This window comes from Thermoplasmata archaeon (genome assembly GCA_015063285.1).
Classification (GTDB): Archaea; Thermoplasmatota; Thermoplasmata; order Methanomassiliicoccales; family Methanomethylophilaceae; genus Methanoprimaticola.
Genome location: SUST01000009.1, coordinates 1 through 17365 on the forward strand (window position 1 = coordinate 1; position 17365 = coordinate 17365).

The following is a 17365-nucleotide window of genomic DNA, read 5'->3' on the forward strand; positions in this document are numbered from 1 at the left end:
CAAGAAGTGCACTGGCTGTAAACTGTGGACTTATGAAAAGAGCCCCCCCCCCGAAACCAGGGATCTTACAGTTCGTCAATCAGCGTATGAATGTACGACCATTGACGCATAATGTGTACACAATCCAATAGCACAAAAGGTGGTGATAAAGATGAACAGCACGGAAGGAAAGGAGCAGGTAGCATTCTACTCGGAGGACAGAGACTACTCCAAGGAGATGGTCGAGCTTCTGAAGCAGAAGCGCACTTCCAAGGAATCCGATGGATCCGCCCTGGCCAAGCTTGACAGGAAGCACATGCTGTCCATCCTCGTCTATCTCAAGCACCACCGTCCCGCCATCAAATCCGACATCCATGCCAACATCTCCCGCAACTCCGGAATGGCCGAGAAGCTGGAGACACTGGAGAAGATGGGACTGATCGCCATGTATGATTCCTTCGAGAGCAGGACGTGCTACATCATCCTCACCGACAAGGGAGAGAGGGTCGCGGAGCTCATCGAGGAGATGCTCGATATAATCGACACCGAGGATTCTTTCAAGCCCAGCATCTACTCTTACTGGAAGGAGAAGAACAGGGACGATTGATCCCTCGGTTTTTGGTCGGAGGATGTACATCCTTTGCCGGCAGTACTGACAGAGCGGAGCATCCTTCTATATCCTATCAACCCAAGGTCTATCTCATACGGTGCGCAGATCATCCGCGCGGCGGCATCAATGCCGTTTCCCCGCACAGCCGATTAGGGATACCGTATCAAAAGGAGACGGCACCGCCGTGTGATCCTGCGTGGGGCGCGGGATGCCTGCGGCGGTGCACAGTCCCTCAAATATCGATCCTCTTGCCCTTATCTATCAGGAGGACATCCCTTTTCTTGACCTCGTCGGTGAATCCGGAAATCGAGAACAGTCCGAATCTTATGTCGTATCCTTTTAGTCCCCTTATCCTTTCAGTCTTAGCTACGAGATTGTTGAGTTCATGCGACCCCACAGGTTTTCCCTTGCGGCACTTGCATTCGGCAACGAAGGCCCTTTTGCTATCGAAATCCAAGGCCATGACGTCTATCTCGCAGTCCCCTTCCCAGTATCTGCCCACCTTCCTGGGGATGAAATCGATGTCGGCTGACATGCCGTAAACGGATTTTCTGCAGACCTCCTCGAACACGAATGCCGCGTGATGCTCGTAGAAATGTTCCTTCCAGTATGCGACGGCTCCGTCCGTCTCTCCCATCTCCAGCGAGGATCTGAACGGTCCGACGAATTCGAACCAGAAAGACGAGTAGTTGTCATCGAACACGTAGAGTGCATTCCTGCTCCTCTCCGGGTCCTCGGTGACGGGGACGTCCCGTCTTATGAGCCCCATGTCCATCAGGGTCTTTAGCGGCTTCCCCAGAGATGTCTCCTTGATCTGGAGATCGGACGAGATGTCCCTGGGCCTGTGGTTGCCGTTGGCTATCGACCTCATTATCGACATGTATCCATTGGATTCCCTGACCTCGTCGTTCAGCATGAACTGGACGTCATTGAACATCGTCGAGGACGGATCTAGGATGTCGTTACGCAGAACCTGTTCCAATTGTCCGTTCCTCATCATCTCCATGTATTTCGGTACTCCCCCGTGTATGGCATACCTTTCCAGCGAACCGACGAAATCATCATCCCTTACGGTCTCGAAGGGCAGAGGACGCAGCCTCATGTGCCTGGTGAAACGGCCGTACAGCGGTTCGGAATATTCGTTCAGCCCATCCATTACCGATATGTGGGATCCGCAGATTATGAGCATTATCTCCGTCTTTGAAAGAATGTTATCCCATATGTCCTGGAGCTTGGGGACTATCTCTCTGTCAGCATACATCATGTATTGGAATTCGTCGATGGCCAGTATCTTCTTACCGTCCTTGCATTCCGCGAAGGCGGTGAACGCCTGCTTCCAATCGTCGAAGGTACCGTAAGTCCTTCCGGAGTATCCCGAAAGGCATGCAGAGAATTCCCTCAGCATGAGGGCCGAGTTGATGTTGCTGCAGAAGAAGTACATGGAGTCCCTATCCTTGATGAACTCTTTGATGAGGCGGGTCTTACCTACCCTCCTCCTTCCCGTCATGAGGATGAACGACCTCTTTGCAGTATATTCGTCTTTCAGGATCGACAACTCCCTATCCCTGCCGACGAACTCCATCTCATCCATGGTTGGAAATGGCTGGACAGATATATAATTCTTATAATCATTATTCTTGTAAGAATTATTATGGTCTTTTTTCATGCATAAGGGAACAGTTATCATGCGGAGAACGGATACGAGTGCGATGTCAGATCGCAGAACGCTCTTTCAGGTATCTTTGCTGCAGGCACTCTGCCAAGGGGACTACGAAGGCCATTTTCCCATATCCGAGTTGAAGAGGCATGGGGACATAGGGCTGGGCACTTTCGAAGGCCTCGATGGCGAACTGATAATGCTGGACGGCATCGTTTACAGGGCTTCTGCGGACGGATCCGTATCTGCAGTGGAAGATGATTCCACGCCTTTCGCGTGTGTGTCCTTCATGGGAGAGGGCCAGTCGTTTGAGATAACAGCATCCTCATTTCAGGAGTTCTCTGAAAGGATGGATGGGATTCTAAGCGGTGTGGGGATGAACTCCCCGTATTTCGTCAAGATCCATTCCAGATTCCCCAGCATGCTCCTGAGGAGCGTCCCGATGCAATCCGGCAGCACTCCCCTGTCGCAGGTTGTAGCGGAACAGCAGGTCACATGGTCCTACAAGGATATCGAGGGTAATGTGGTAGGGCTGTTCTGTCCATCGTTCATGTCCGCTCTGAACAATCATGGGTGGCATCTCCACTTTATTTCTGATGATAAGAAGGTCGGAGGGCATGTCCTGGACATTTCAATGGACGGGTCCACCTGTCAGATATGCAGGATGGATTCCCTCTCGATTCTATTGCCTGGTACATCAGGTTTCCAGTCTAAGGATCTCGGTTCCGAGATGACCGGGGAGATCAGAAGGATCGAGAGCGTCTAATAGATGGGGTAAAAGGAGAAAGCACCGCCACAAGGCCGTTTCGGACCCTGCTGCGGTGCGATCTTTTCGTGTTTTCTCTAGATGTCACCTGCGGCGGATCATGATCACCGAAACGGCAATCACGGTAGCTATGAGGACGGCTATCGCCAGGTAGACCAGTATAGACATCTCCTTCACGGGTTCGGGTACCGGCTCGGGGATCTTCTCCTTGGATATCAGGTAGATGGAGAAGTGTCCTACGGTGAAGGTGGTGTCGCCAGTGAACATGTTGTACTCGCAGGGGATCTCCTCCGCATGACCATTGTTATCCACGTAGTAGACGAAGGATCCCTTGTAGAATACCGATACGGTGGCGGTTCCTCCAAGCTCCGAGACGGTCTTCTCTCCGGCCTTCAGGATGATTGTAACGGCATATTTGTCGCCGATGAGCCTCTCCTGATCGTCGGTCAGGTCCTCGGGGTGTGCCTTATGGATCGTCAGAGTGACATCTCCTCCGGCGTTCCTGAGGGTCTTCGTCGTCCTCTCGTCAAGGGTCACGGTGAAATCGATGTTGCTGAACCTGATGCTGTAGTCGTTGTCCGCAAGGATGGGCATGGATACCTCGGGGACCCTGAAGTCGCTGCTCAGGTAATCCATCTCGAACACAACGGAATCATAGCTGAGCTTGTCCAGCTCCTCCTTCGCATCGTAGATGTTCAGAGGGTCGATGACAGGGACCTTCACGACGAACTCTCCGTCCACTCCCTCGATCTCTATGACCCTCTGTAGGGGTCCGTCGCGGTAGGTGATCTTCTCGTCCACCTTGACGGTCGTGTTGCCCTCAGCATCGGTGAACGATTCAGTTACCAGACGCGTGGTCCTGTCGTCATAGGTGGTGGTCTCGGTCCTCTTCTCCCTGACGCTGCCGTCGGGCCTCACGGTCTTCTCGGTGATGATGGTCGTCACGGATCCGTCCGGGTTCTCCCTCTTCTCCCAGCTCCTCTCGGTGGGATCGGTGGGACCAACGGGTCCTGAGTTCTTCTGCCACAGTGAGTACGCATCGTTCTCGTCCTCAAGGTCGACGGTCCTGGTCTGTGGGGTCAGCTCCAGTCCGGATTCGAGGAACCATCCTATGAATGTGTACCCTTCTCTCTTTCCTGCATCGGGAAGCTCTCCCAGCGCGACGTCTCCTATGTAGGTACGGGTTACGACGGTCTCCTCTCCGTTGATGAAGTTGATGACGGTGGTCTTGCGTGCGGGATCGACCTCCCACACCGCATAGGCCGTGTTGTTCCTTTCGAGAGATGAGGTCCTGGTTTCGGCGGTGATCTCGGTCTTTCCGTCGGCGAGGAACCATCCGATTAGGATGTATCCTTCCTTCTCCCCTATATTGGGAAGATCTCCTACGACGGTGTCTCCGTACAGTGTGCGCTCCTCGACCAGTTTATCATCGTTGATGAAGTCGACGACCGTCACTTCCAGCTTCTCCCATTTGGCGTATACGTTGTTCTCCCTGTCCAGATCCAGGGCTTTGGTCTCTGCCGTTATCTCGGTCGTTTCGTCAGACAGGAACCATCCCAGGAATTCGTATCCGGTCCTCTCACCTATGTCTGGGAGTTCGCCGACTTCCGCATCGCCGTACAGCGTGCGGCTCTCGATGATGGCTTCCTGGTTGATGAAGTGGATCACGGTGGTCTCCCATCTTGCGTACGCATTGGTCTCGGGATCGAGGTCGAAAGCATCCGTCTCGGAGGTTATCTCGGTTATTCCGTCTGCCAAGAACCATCCGACGAATCCCTTCTCTCCGGCGTATGGGAGCTCTCCGAGCTTCACATCGCCCTTGTAGGTCTTGGTCTCTACGACCTTGTCATCATCGTAGAATGTGATGGTCGTTTCCGTACGCTCGATGATCTTGATGATGTAGGTCCCGCGGAATCCGTTGCCGCTTCCCATATCGACGAAGTATTGGACCCTGTGCTCGCCTATTTCGATGAATGCTGCTGATGTCGCATATGTGCTTCCGTATTCCTTGAATTCATCGAGGGTGTACAGCTCCTTATCTCCGATGTAATAGTATACGACCATGTCGGGCTCTTCCTGGTTGAAGACAGCCTTCTCCAGTTCCTCGTTGGTCTTTGCATTCTCGACGGATGAGTTCTGGTAGTCTCCGTTGTATACTAATTCTGCATTACCGGTCGTGAGATAGAACGGATACAGGTTGATGACCGTTGGGCTCTTGTTCTTCGTTATCACTATGGGATAGGAAGAGACGGGTCCGTACCTTATGTCAAGTTTTCCGTCTTCCTGTTCTACCGCCCATCCTGTGAACCCGTAATAGTAATCGAGGCCGAGGGATGCGAGTTCAGCTTGCATCTCTTTAATGAGATCGGTGATATAGACGCGAGCGATACCGCTTTGATCGAATTCCGGTTGGAACGGTCCCGTTGTCGAGATCACTTCTCCTAGATGGTTGTGGTAGTTGATGGTGAACGTGTCGCTGCTGGTGTACAGGGATACGTCTTCCCTGACCGTCAGGACATACCAGCCTTCTACTGGCGTTATTCTGCTGTCCTCGCTGAGAGATGAGGATGTGAACCAATCCTTGGTATCAAAGGATTTGAATCTGATCTCGGTGTACAGGGGGAACTTGAATCCGCTGGCGGCCACGTAGCTTCCACCCTGCTTGTATTCCAGACTTATCTTGCTGATGTCATCCTTGGTGAGCATCTGTCCGTTGACCAGATATGTGATCGTAGCCGATTCCACTTCCGGCTCCAGATCCAGGTTCATGTTGTCTATCATGAAGAAGTTCCAAGTGTAATTGCCGTTGGACTGCTTCACAGGCTTTCCTATGTCGACCACTTTCGTTGAATCCTCCAGGGAGGTCGCCTTCGAGTTGTCGATGTCCAGTTCGTTTCCGGATATAGGCGATATCGTGAGAGTTACCTGTGAGTGGTAGTACAATCCTACGACGTAGGTGGTGGTAATCTGATGGGTGCTGGGGTTCTCGAAGACTGATTTGCACTCATACTTGATCACTCCGGTATCGCTCCTCATGTGGGTGGCCGCGTCGGCACTCTGGTAGTATGTATCTCCAGTATCGATGTTTCTGAGGTAGTGGGGGCCGTCCATGTCTATCCAAATGTATTTTGGTTCAGTTGCTCCGACCTCTAAGAACTGGTACGGGTTCACGACGATCGGTTCCCCGGCTTCGCTCATGTAGGATACCTTCACAGGATAGTACGGTATGCCTTCAGGTGAGAAGATGCAGGCTTGGCCTATGTCGATTCCTGGTGTATATTCGACATGACGTGAATCGTAGTATCTGCCATCCTCTGCTACGATGGATACTTCCCTGTTTCCGTTCTTGAAGATACCGCTGACGATGTAGAATCTCTCTCCATCGGTGGTTCTCTCCATGTATGCTCCCTTCTCATCGGTACCGATGGTGTAGGTCACGATTACGGTGTCATCGTACTTGTAAGGGGACACGGTGACTGTCTTTCCGCCCTCTTCCCTGTAGGTGTTGTCGCTTATCTTGTAGTATTTGACACCTGCAAGTTCGATGTACTCGTCATCGCCGATCTTTCCGGCATTGTAGATGTTGCCGAGTGCGTCCTTGAACTTACTGGGGGTGACGGTAACTACCTTGGTTCCGCCCTCTTCCCTGTAGGTGTTGTCGCCGATCTTGATGTATTTGATACCGGCACGTTCGATGTATTCCTGAATGCCATTGAATCCGATGATGTATTCTGCATCCTTGAATGTGAACTGTTCAGTTTTGATCGTTCTCTTCAAAGGATCTGTTTCGGGACTCTCCATGTATCCTGCATGGAGGTTACTGCGGTCGACCGGGTAGTACTTGTATCCGTCACCTTCCAGATGCGGGTCGCCCTGTTCGTAACCGACCAAATCAAGCCATACTCCGGTCTTCGATGCCGAGTCCGAAGGAAGATCGGATGAAGATATCGAAGCCGATAGATAGTCGCCATCGAATCCGTACATCAGGACGAAACGAGTGGTGGTCCAGCTAGCTATCAGTGTGGTGTTCTTGGTTATCTTGACGGGTTCTCCGGGATAGTGCTTGTTCCCAGCATCATCGGTGAAGTATCCGTTGAAACTGTAGGCTACCAGATCGACACCGGGTGCCATGATCACATAGTCTTTGAGATCGGGCAGTATGAAGTCGTTGCCATCTGCTATCTCTTCTGTATACCTCTGTCCCAAATCCTCTCCATTCTTTACGAGGGTGTCGACGGTGGTCAAGACTGTTACCGTATAGATGTCCTGTTCGTATACGGGAGTGAATGTGACCGTTCCTTTGTCACCGTCTCCGATCAGATAGTAGAGCAGACCGTTCTTCTCGATTATCTGTCCGTCGACCCCATCGGAGGTCCAGTTTTCGAGGTTGTGATGATCCTTCTGCTGCATACCCGGCAGTTGAACAGTCTCTCCGATCTTGTAGGATCCTCCCCAGGACCCTCCTATAATGTACTGCTGGTATTCCTCAGCGACCTGGAGGGTGACTATGTTCCTGCTAGCAAGGACTTTAATTGAGAAGTTAGACATGTCGATGTCCGGATCAGCCGGCACTGTTACGACGATGTTCAGCAATCTGCCGGTCCAATTAGATCCTGCTATGAATCCGGTGTATGTGTTCGTACCGTCCGAGAGTTTATTATCGGTTGCAGTCTTGTTAACGATCACTGTTTCGTTGCCGTGTCTGTACTTATCTCCGCTGGCGGTCTCTTCTACAAAGTCGAATACTAAATGATCGCTGTTACGGACGATGAAACCGTTCTTGACGTCACTATTCAGTGTTAAGCCTTCGATATAGATCGGATTGTATTTTCCGGTAAATACGTTCGGAACATCGCTGACCAGCATAGGAAGTCTTACCGTGTTCTCTGTGACATATTTGCCGTCCAGCGTTTGGCCAAGATAGTTAATGAAGACAGGCAGTGTGGCCTCAGTAGTGACCTCGACCCTGATCGGTTTGCCGGGTCCGATCTTCTCTACAGTGGTTTCATCTAAGATGTCTATCGCACGCACTATGCTTCCGTCGTAGAACGCGTATCCTATGGCAGTCTTTCCTGCTGCATAATCCGGCCCAAACAGATCTGCGAGACTGTATATGAGGTCATCGCCGAACGACAATGTTTTGGTCTTTGTCATTTCGGTTCCGGTAACCACGTATGTGACATCGTACGTTTCGACCTTTATGATCACATAGATCTCCGCAGGTTTGGAGACAGCGGTCCAGTTGAGATTGAATTCTTTATCTGTGGGGCCTACCAATGGCTCCTTCCATTCGTTGATCGGACTTATCTGGAAGAAGTTAGTGTTATCAAAGAATCCTTCCAACAGGTGGTTCGAAGTATATCCGGTCTTTATCGATGCTTTGACAGCCGGGAGTCCGCTAGTATCCTTGTTCTTCTTCTCATCATCTGGCTTCGCGTTGATGACCGAATCAAGAGCACCCACATATCTGCTGTATTTGATACTGTTCTTAACCATCTCTTCGTTACTGTGGTTGTACTTGATGGTGAAGCTGTCATTCTTCACAGTATATGTTGACGTTCCGTCGGTGTAAGTGTAGGGAGTTACGGATATCGTGCTGTCCTCGCTGCTGAAGATATCGCTGATGACCAAGTAGTACTTCGGGGTCTGAGTATTCTTCCCAGTCATGTAGACTCCCTTTTCATCACTGCCAGAGATGTATTCTGTGGTGCCATCGGTGTAGGAGGCGGGGGTCACACTGACTATGGTTTCGTCATGTTTGTACACGTTTTGGCTGACGTATGTGTAGACGTCTCCTCCTTTCTCGATGTTCGGGTGACTGATGTAGAATGCCATGTCATCGACTATCCTCTCTCCGCTCGATGCGAAGTAGTCGTGTACATATGCGGAGATGATGTAATAGGTGAATGAGAGCTCGTTATCCATCTCGACATCAACATATCCGACCATCGTATAGTCTTCGAACACACCGGTGTAGTACTTGTTCCCGTTGAAATCCTCGATGAATTGCGCTCCGTTGTCATCGACATCTCTGGTGTACTCGATTCCTCTGGAATCGACGAATACGCTCGGATATGCGGTAATCGAAGCCGAACCAGTTCCTTCTGTCTTATTGAAGATGTTAGCTTTGGCTCCGTCCGGGTAGTATTTTGAGTCTCCGTGCGTCAGATAGAATTTGCCGTTGGTGTCAAGTACTCTATCGTACAGGGTGCCGTTCGAATCAATGTATTTGGACGGAGTTACCTTGATCGATGTTATCGTATTGGACCCGCGATATTCGTAGACGTTGTCGTTGATCAACTGCAGATTATCCTTGTAGTAGGTGTCGTCTACGTTGTTCTGCAGATAGTATGAGACGGGTCCGGGTCCGGTGATCGTATTGTTGGCATTCCTTGTGTAGATGATATCGTTGAGATCCCTGTATTCGGAAGGGATTAGGGTGATTGATCTCAACGTTGAGTTATCATTGTAGAGGAATGTGTTGGTCCCATCTTCGGAAGGGTAGTATCTGACGCCATTACAGATCAGATAATACGCTCCGTTTTCCAAATCGACTCTGTTGTATTTGTTTTCGGTCGTACCGTCTTTGTATACCGTAGGGATGACATTGACAGTCTTTATCGGTCCCTGTACTTCCGCATTGAAATACAGTTCCGTTTCCTCAGCGCTCCATTTGTACCTTACACATACAGCATAAGGATCATCGGTCACGGGGACGTATCCTCTGTACTGTTGAGTCTTTCCGTAGGGCAGTCCTGTGCCGCTGACTACACGCTCCAATTCGTAGTAAGTGTTGGTGACCGTGTTCTTCAGATAGACGTAGGTCTTTCTCAATTCGTTTTCATTGACTATGATACGGTCTTCGTCGTCTTCATTATCATCGAAGAGTATGTTGATGATAACTGGCCTGTCCCCTATCTCTCTGACGGAGATCGAACATACTCCTTTAACGATCAATGTGGTGCTTATCGAGCTGGAGTCTTCAATCTCGAACTCTCCGTATGCGTTCCAACCGTTGAACTTGTAGTTGTCCTTGGAGGTATAGTTCAGAACTATCCTGTCACCGTAATTTGCCTCGTAACTGCCGTCGATACGTATCCTCTGTGAGTTGCCCGAACCGTCGTTCTTGGTAACGATCGCATCTATTATTCCGTGGGTCAGGTCCGAGACGGTGACGGTATAGGTCAGCAGCTGCCACCTGGCAAGATATTTGATGATGTATTCGCCATCGGAATCGGGATCGTCGATACGTATATTCTGCTGTACAGTCCAACTGCGGGTCTCGATCTGCGAGGATGTGTCGTTACCTTCCAGCTGGATCACTTCCCTGAGGACTATTGGGCGTTTTTCAGTGTCGAATGTCACGAATAATCTGACTGTCCTTTCGGTTCCGGCACGGGGTGTAAGTGATATGTCCTTCCCCATTATACTCTCGTTGTTCCAACCTATCAGCTTGTAACCTGTACGGGTCGCATCGCTCAGCGTGTAGGTGAACGGATAGTAGTATTCGGAACCGTATACGCATGTGTATGTTGCTCCCAATATATCGGTTTCAGAGTAATCTTGTTTTGTTGGATCCCAGTCAGGTCCCGTATAGAGATTCCCGTAAACATCCTTATACTTGCCATCGATTTTTCCGCTGACTGTTAGTTGATATTGGTTTTCGTTGACCTTATGCCATTCGTTTCCGAACTTGTCCACATAATGTATGTGTTCTCCCTCTTCCTCAGTTGATTCAGTTTTTTCGGTGAACAGATTCTTTTCTCTTATGGCGACAGTTCCGTAGCAGTCTACGTAATAGTCATAATGCTCCGGATCCTGGGTTTGTCCGCCGGGGAACACTGTGACGATACCGTTGGCTATCGAGATGGACGCGTCGTTCGCATTCTTCTCCATATCCACCTGAATAGCTATTTCCTGCGTTGAGGCATAGATTTTTATTGTGTTCGTAGTGCCGAACTTGACCATTTCCGTCCTCAGTATGGAGGAACTTCCGATGCTGAAGGTCTTGCTGTTTGCATCATTCTTTGAATACCAACTGATGAACATCGGGCTGTCAGTATCGAATAATACTTCCTTCGCCCTCTCCAAGACCGACTTTCCATCTATTGTGATGTCTATCTTGGTGTCTACCCTTATGCTGAGCTGTTTGCCGTCGATTATTATGTAGCTAGGTGTAGTATCATTTTCACTCTCGTAGAATTCCAACAGGACCTCTACACCGACCCATTTGGCATACAAAGTGGTGTTGCTGTTGACCTTGTCAGAGTTGAAATCCCATTCGTAGTCGTATTCCTTCTCTGTGTACCATTTGACCTTTTCATATCCGTCATTTTCGGTGTTCACAACAGGTACTAGTGCTGAGGGAATCAATGAACCGCTGCTGGTTTGAGGAAGATAGAGTTCGTATGTGGTACCTCTCATGTTATCGAAGGTTACCTTCACCAGGTATGCTGAGTAGAGCACGACTGGATTCTCGGTATCCGTCAGAGGGGTTGAGTAGTTGTAAGGCTGTGTTTTGTTGATATCCGTAAACCAACCTGCGAAGTTCTCCGCGGTATCCGGGCACATTTCCGGTGTCAGGACCGTTCCGTAAGGGAAGGTTTTGGTAATCTCCAACGTATTACCGACTCTTTGATCGATGAATTGTACCTTGACCAGAGGGGCCTCGATAAGATTGACTATGATCTTTGACTTGACGGTATTACCATCTGTCTTGACGGTAACAAGATGCAGTGTGAAACTCGGATTGTCGCTGAGTCCGTATTGGAAGTTCTCTATCTCGTATCTGATGGTGGTCGGATCCGTACCGATCATGGTTCCGACGTATATGTGGAGTGAGTCGGAGGTCTCATATGTTATGCTATTCGCGTTGGATCCTATGACAACAGAGACATTGTCGTTGACATTCATCCAGCCGGTTGTATTGTCATGGTTCATCACAGGCTTGACACTTATCACCGCACCTTCGTTGACTCCTACGGTCGTCACCTGTTCTAGATACATTTTTCCCTTGACGAATTCAGGAGATGCAGGGAAGATGATTTCGGAGTATCCGCTGTTGTTGTTCGAGGATTTCTGCTCCGTCTTCATCTTGATGTTGTATTCGTTATCGTCTCCTACCCTTGATTCGGCAATGATGTAAACATCGATACGAACTTCGATCGTGTTCACGATGAGTCCTACACCACCGCTCTCCTTCACTTCTTGGAAGTTCAATGTGATGTATCCGGGGTATGCGGTCACGTTGTTTGGGGCACCGACAATCTGCAGTTTCAGATCATATATGCCTGCAGGTTCATTGGTAGCTCCATTCAGGATCATTGACGGATCCGAACTTCCCAGATAATAGCAGTTGACGTCAGCGCCGCCCGATCCTCCTGGTCCGTTGAAGTAGAAGCTGTCGCTGCCGGTAGCTGCTTTCGGTAAAGTCAGATTGACTGCATTGGTGGTCGTCAGGACTCCGTTGCTTTCCTGAGTCTTAGTGCCGTCCATTCCGAATATGATTCCCAATTCATTATCATCCGGGTAATTTGTTCCTTTCATTCCGGGTGTTACGAAGGTGTAATCCTTTCCGCTTGTGGATGAAGCAGATACGGGGGTGAACTGGCCTCCGACGTATTTGATCTTGGATCCATCCATTAGTTTGAAAATTTGAATATTCGTTTGGTCGGTTATTTTCAGGTTTCTGTCTATCGTACCTTCGATGTTAACGTTGGTAGCGTCAGTGGGCCTCGACTCGCTGTCAGCCGTATCCGCTCCATGAAGGTACATAGTGGCGATCTTCATCTCGGTTCCGGAGATGAACCAGAAACGGTTATCCGTGGAAACCGAGGTCTCAGCCATCTTATAGCTGCCTTCTCTGCTGACTACGAAACCTCCTGTGGATAGTTTTGGTCCTATTACATAGGCTCCGTAGGAGTTCTGATTTGAAACGGACATGATTGTGTATCCGGTGATGTTGGACTGGCTTTCAGAACTCGATGATCCGACACCTATCGAGAATGTGGTTCCTGAAGTGAACTCGATCATGTTGGAAGGGGAACCCGCGGTGGTAGGGTTCTTGTCTCTGTTCAAGCTGTTGAATTCCAGCACGTCATAGATCTCGTTATCAACTGTTATGCTGGAGTTGAATTGCAGAGTGAAGTTTTCAATCTTGAATATACTGGCTGTTTTTCCAGTTGTCGTACTTCTGCCGCCTATCTTAGCCGAACTCTGAATGAGTGTCAATTCGGTGGCCCTATGGATGGCATCGAGTTTTTGTATGCTCTCGAATTTTTCCATTATGATATCGGTTTTTCCATATGTGTTGCATGAGTTACCGCTACCCATTATACTGCCGGAAATCAATATGGTCCTGTATCCTTCGTCTCCGCATATTTCGATGTGACCGGTACCCCAGACCACAGTTTCTTTGAAGGCTTCTGTGTTATCATTGTCGCCGATCCTTATGTTTCCGCCGGCGTAAATGGATGAGACACTTATCGTCTTCTCTTCTTTGTTATCCGTGCTGTCCTTGTCATGACTGTATTTTTGTTCAGCATTGTAGTGGTGGCCCACAAAGATGGCGGTGTTTCCCCATGTGTTACCCATGAAACCGCCGCCGAAAACGGATCCTGTGATGGTTCCCTGATCTATTACTATGGTCGAATTGGATAGTTTGGTCGGGTCGCCACTCCAGTATTTATCATACGATCCGTCATCCCCATTGGACGATCCACCATAAACCGATCCGTGGATGTCTGTTTCCTCTCCGGAGATGTAGACGCCTCTGTTGCCAGTCACTCCTTCGTTTCCAACAACTCCCAATCCGCCGCCGAAGACATTCTCCCCAATCGTTCCACCAGATACGTCCACTATCGTGGATCCGACAAGCTTTCCAATCGAACCTGCACCGTATACGTTACCCTCTATGCTTCCATCATAGATTACGACAATCGAATTGCCAGTGACCTTCGCGTATCTGTCCAGGTATATTCCTTTGGTGTTTCCGACCTTTTCGATCCTGAATTTATCAGTGTCGTATATCTCTCCCCAATAGAACGATACTCCGCTCGAGATCGTTACGCTTATCTTGTCATTGGGATTAGTGCTGTTTACAAAACGTCCATCCGCGGTGGGGCGGTATTTGATATTGTTATTCTGTATGTAGAAGCCGGTGTTGTCGATTCCTTGAGTGTACACCACATTGTCCGAATCGACGATCATGACCTGCTTCCTATCAGTCACATCCCCTGTGTTTTGGAACCATACGGATTCGCTTACTATGACAGGTTCGTAATAGATTTCGGTATGGGTGGCATCAATCATGACGTCATTGCCTTTCTTGGCTGCGTAGGAGTAGGTATAATTGCCATCGCTTCCAGTGAACCAGGGCAGTTTATCGAAAGTGATTCCCGCATTTGTATTCTTGAGCACTAAGAATGAGGGCGTAAGGATGGATTCCTCGCTATGGGTCTCATCTTCATAGAATTTTGTCGTTCCGCCGTCGAAGGATGCGTTGATACCCTTTCCTCCTCCGTAGACGTTACCTTTGACCGTTCCGCCGTTCACTGTTACGGAGACATCTCCGTAGACGCAAGCAACGTCGTTGTTTCCAGATTTGAAATCAGTTTTTGTCTGGTCGTCCCATCCGTACATCTCCAGGATTGGTAACGACATTCCTCCTCCGTAGACGTTTCCGTTGACGACGGTGTTGCCCGATATCCTTATGTAGACGTCCCCGTAGACGTTCGAGAATCCTACAGTGTTTTTCAGACCATCGAGGTTTAGGGCAGAGTTGATAGTTCCATTCGAATTGTGCTTGATCTTATCCAAACCACCGCTTCCACCACCATATACGTCATAGACTATGTTTCCGCCTTTGATATCGATGTTGATGACGAGTTCCTTATGACCTTGAGCCTGGGCTTCCGCCGTTACTTCTTTTCCGATCGTTCCTCTGTATCCACAGCCGAAAACATATCCGATCGTTCCGCCGTCTATGGTTATTGAAATGGAGGAATCCCAAAGCATGGACCTTCCAATCGGGAGATCATAATTGTCATATCCTCCGCCGAATACCGATGCGACAGTGGCGTTCTGTCCGATTTTTATTATGACGTTGTCTACGCAATTGTTACTTTCAGATTCTTTGGGTATACCGTCGGTGATAGTTCCGCATGCCAGATGTCTTACTATTGCGCTTCCCGAGATTTCGAGATATGCTGCATCTGTATGTGTGAATTTTTGACGGCCTCCGGCCTGGACATCCCAAACGGAGGTTTTGTCGGAGAGGAATATATGTGTAGATCCTATGATTTTGGATTGACTGTTCAGACCCGAACCTCTGGACATACCGCCTTCCACGATGCTGGATTGCACGATGCTGTATTTTCTGGATTCATCGCTGAAACCGGTACTGCTGTCCTCCCAATTATCTCCAGGTGTGAAATGTCCAGTCATGTAGACGAATGTTCCTCCAACATTCTCCGGATGGTATTCACTATCTGGGTTTCCTCCGTAGATAATATTCGCTCTGTTTCCAGAGCTTCCTCCTATGACCGTATCGGTAGTGGTGCCCCCCTTGAGCACTATGTATGTGGACAGGGGTTGGTTGACAGTTCCGATGTCCTTCATGAACGATCCTGAGACGGTATTGTAGTAAACTCCGTCATGGATGATCACATACGTTCCCAATTCCACTGCAAGATTACTGGTTGTTCTCCCGTCTCCGAAAACTATTTTCTTTTCTGTGATGGAATATTCTTCTTTCGTGCTGGGGTCGTATCCTTCGAAGACTATCGGGGTCTCGATAGCATTCTTATAGCTCCCTCCAAAGACCTGAGGCGCTTCAGATGCTGGATTTGTATTCTTTCCGGAACCTGTTCCCAGGGTAGGGTTTTGGATGTTGACACCGATTATCAGCACATGTCCTTCAGCAAATATGGACCCTGAACCGGAATCACCGTGTTGGCCTTCACTTGATGCTCTTTTTATTCCCACATTGTCAATTATAACGTTGCCGTCCAGTCTGCAGAGTTCATCGTTGTTTACGGTTCCCCCGAAACGAAGGGTTACAGGATTATTGGGATCAGCAGAACGGTATGTACCGGTCGGAAGAGCCTTTAGGTAAGAATCGTCTGTCTTACCAATTGACATTATGAAATAATTCTCCCAGTTCCTTGTGTTCTCTATGGATAGGCTGAATATCGTTCCGAACATATCGGATGAGGAACGACTGTCTCCGCGGATGACAGCATCGTATCTTCCCTTGTAATTATCCATATCTATTGCAGCGATGTTATAGCTTCCATAGATGTTGGATGGTTTTGCATACGGGGATAAGATGTCAAATACGTATCTATATCCGCTCGTCCAATGATCTACATAGACTGAATCATTCTTCAATATGAAGATATCCGGCTCTATCCATTTTGCATAGAGGGTGCTGGTGCTGTTATCGACTACATCTCCAGGATACACAGTGATCCATTTGTCGTCTTTGAATGTCAGCCATCCTCCGAATACCTTGTTCGGATTTAGGCTATAGTTGTTTATAGTGAAGGATACGGTGACGGTGTTTCCATTCCCGGTAAATTTGTAAGTATCGTATACGGCGCCTTCAGATTCAAAGGTCATGTTTGCAGATATGTTAGAAATTGTAGTATGAGGTATCTGGAAGTAGTACGTTTTGTTATTGGATGTTGATTTGAACTCTATCGATACTGGCCAGTTCTGAATGGTTACGCTGTAAGAGTTGCTGGGAGAATCGGTTATCTGCGTTCCTGTGGTCGATGTGGTCACCGTATAGCTTTTGGTCGGGGTGCCCTCGGTGATCGTTGATATTTCTCCGTTGCTCTTAAGTTCGTAATTCCAGTTCGATGCCGGTGTAATCCAGTTCCCGGCTATGCCATCATTATTCCCTGTGTTGTTCCAATAGACGGGATTGTATTCTGTGGAGGCGATTCCAGAGTACGGGATGGATGCTGAGGTGTTGTTACCAGCTGGATCGACATATGAAATGTTATGGGAATATGAAGGGTCCGTCGAATCCACACTTGAGGCAGCCAGAATGAAAACTATTGCTACCGCTATCAATAAGAATGCCGCTATACCGCGTCCAGTCTTTTTCATGTTACTTGAAAAAGTGCCTTTCTGCCCCCTCATATGCCATCTTTCCCATCGATTACATCAGTCACACACTTGGTTCGTTATCTTTCCCTTGTAAAGACAGCGATAACGCATGCGCGTTACTTTCTTTGTTAAAGGATGATTAGCTATTAGTTGTATATATGTTATAAAGTTAGATTTATCCAACATTCTGCTATCTGGATGTATAATCCAATAAATACGATTTGATTTCAGCCATTTC

Annotated in this window: 4 protein-coding genes; 2 read left to right on the forward strand and 2 right to left on the reverse strand. The window is 48.8% G+C overall.

Translation table 11 applies throughout. From position 1 onward, the window contains the following. The first annotated feature begins 151 nt into the window (after window positions 1-151). On the forward strand, window positions 152-586 hold the full coding sequence (locus E7Z62_06220; protein ID MBE6522701.1) for a hypothetical protein: 435 nt from the start codon (window positions 152-154) through the stop codon (window positions 584-586). A gap of 235 nt (window positions 587-821) precedes the next feature. On the opposite strand, the gene E7Z62_06225 is transcribed toward E7Z62_06220, so the two are convergent. Then, window positions 822-2276 carry an ATP-binding protein gene (locus tag E7Z62_06225; GenBank protein MBE6522702.1) on the reverse strand — a complete coding sequence of 485 codons (1455 nt, stop codon included), beginning with the start codon at window positions 2274-2276 and terminating at the stop codon, window positions 822-824. Here E7Z62_06225 and budA point away from each other — a divergent pair. Beyond that, on the forward strand, window positions 2254-3012 hold the full coding sequence (budA, locus tag E7Z62_06230) for an acetolactate decarboxylase (GenBank protein MBE6522703.1): 759 nt from the start codon (window positions 2254-2256) through the stop codon (window positions 3010-3012). The two genes, E7Z62_06225 and budA, sit on opposite strands and share 23 nt — an antisense overlap. A gap of 84 nt (window positions 3013-3096) precedes the next feature. Here the strand turns inward: budA and E7Z62_06235 are convergent, their stop codons facing one another. Then, window positions 3097-17160, reverse strand: a complete 14064-nt coding sequence (locus tag E7Z62_06235; protein ID MBE6522704.1) for a hypothetical protein — start codon at window positions 17158-17160, stop codon at window positions 3097-3099. Between the last annotated feature and the right edge of the window lie 205 nt (window positions 17161-17365).

What these genes read in the sequence shown, in the direction of transcription:
- E7Z62_06220 (MBE6522701.1), top strand. Translation starts at nt 152, where the DNA reads ATGAACAGCACGGAAGGAAAGGAGCAGGTAGCATTCTACTCGGAGGAC.
- budA (MBE6522703.1), top strand. Translation starts at nt 2,254, where the DNA reads ATGCATAAGGGAACAGTTATCATGCGGAGAACGGATACGAGTGCGATG.
- E7Z62_06225 (MBE6522702.1), bottom strand. Translation starts at nt 2,276, where the DNA reads ATGATAACTGTTCCCTTATGCATGAAAAAAGACCATAATAATTCTTAC.
- E7Z62_06235 (MBE6522704.1), bottom strand. Translation starts at nt 17,160, where the DNA reads ATGAGGGGGCAGAAAGGCACTTTTTCAAGTAACATGAAAAAGACTGGA.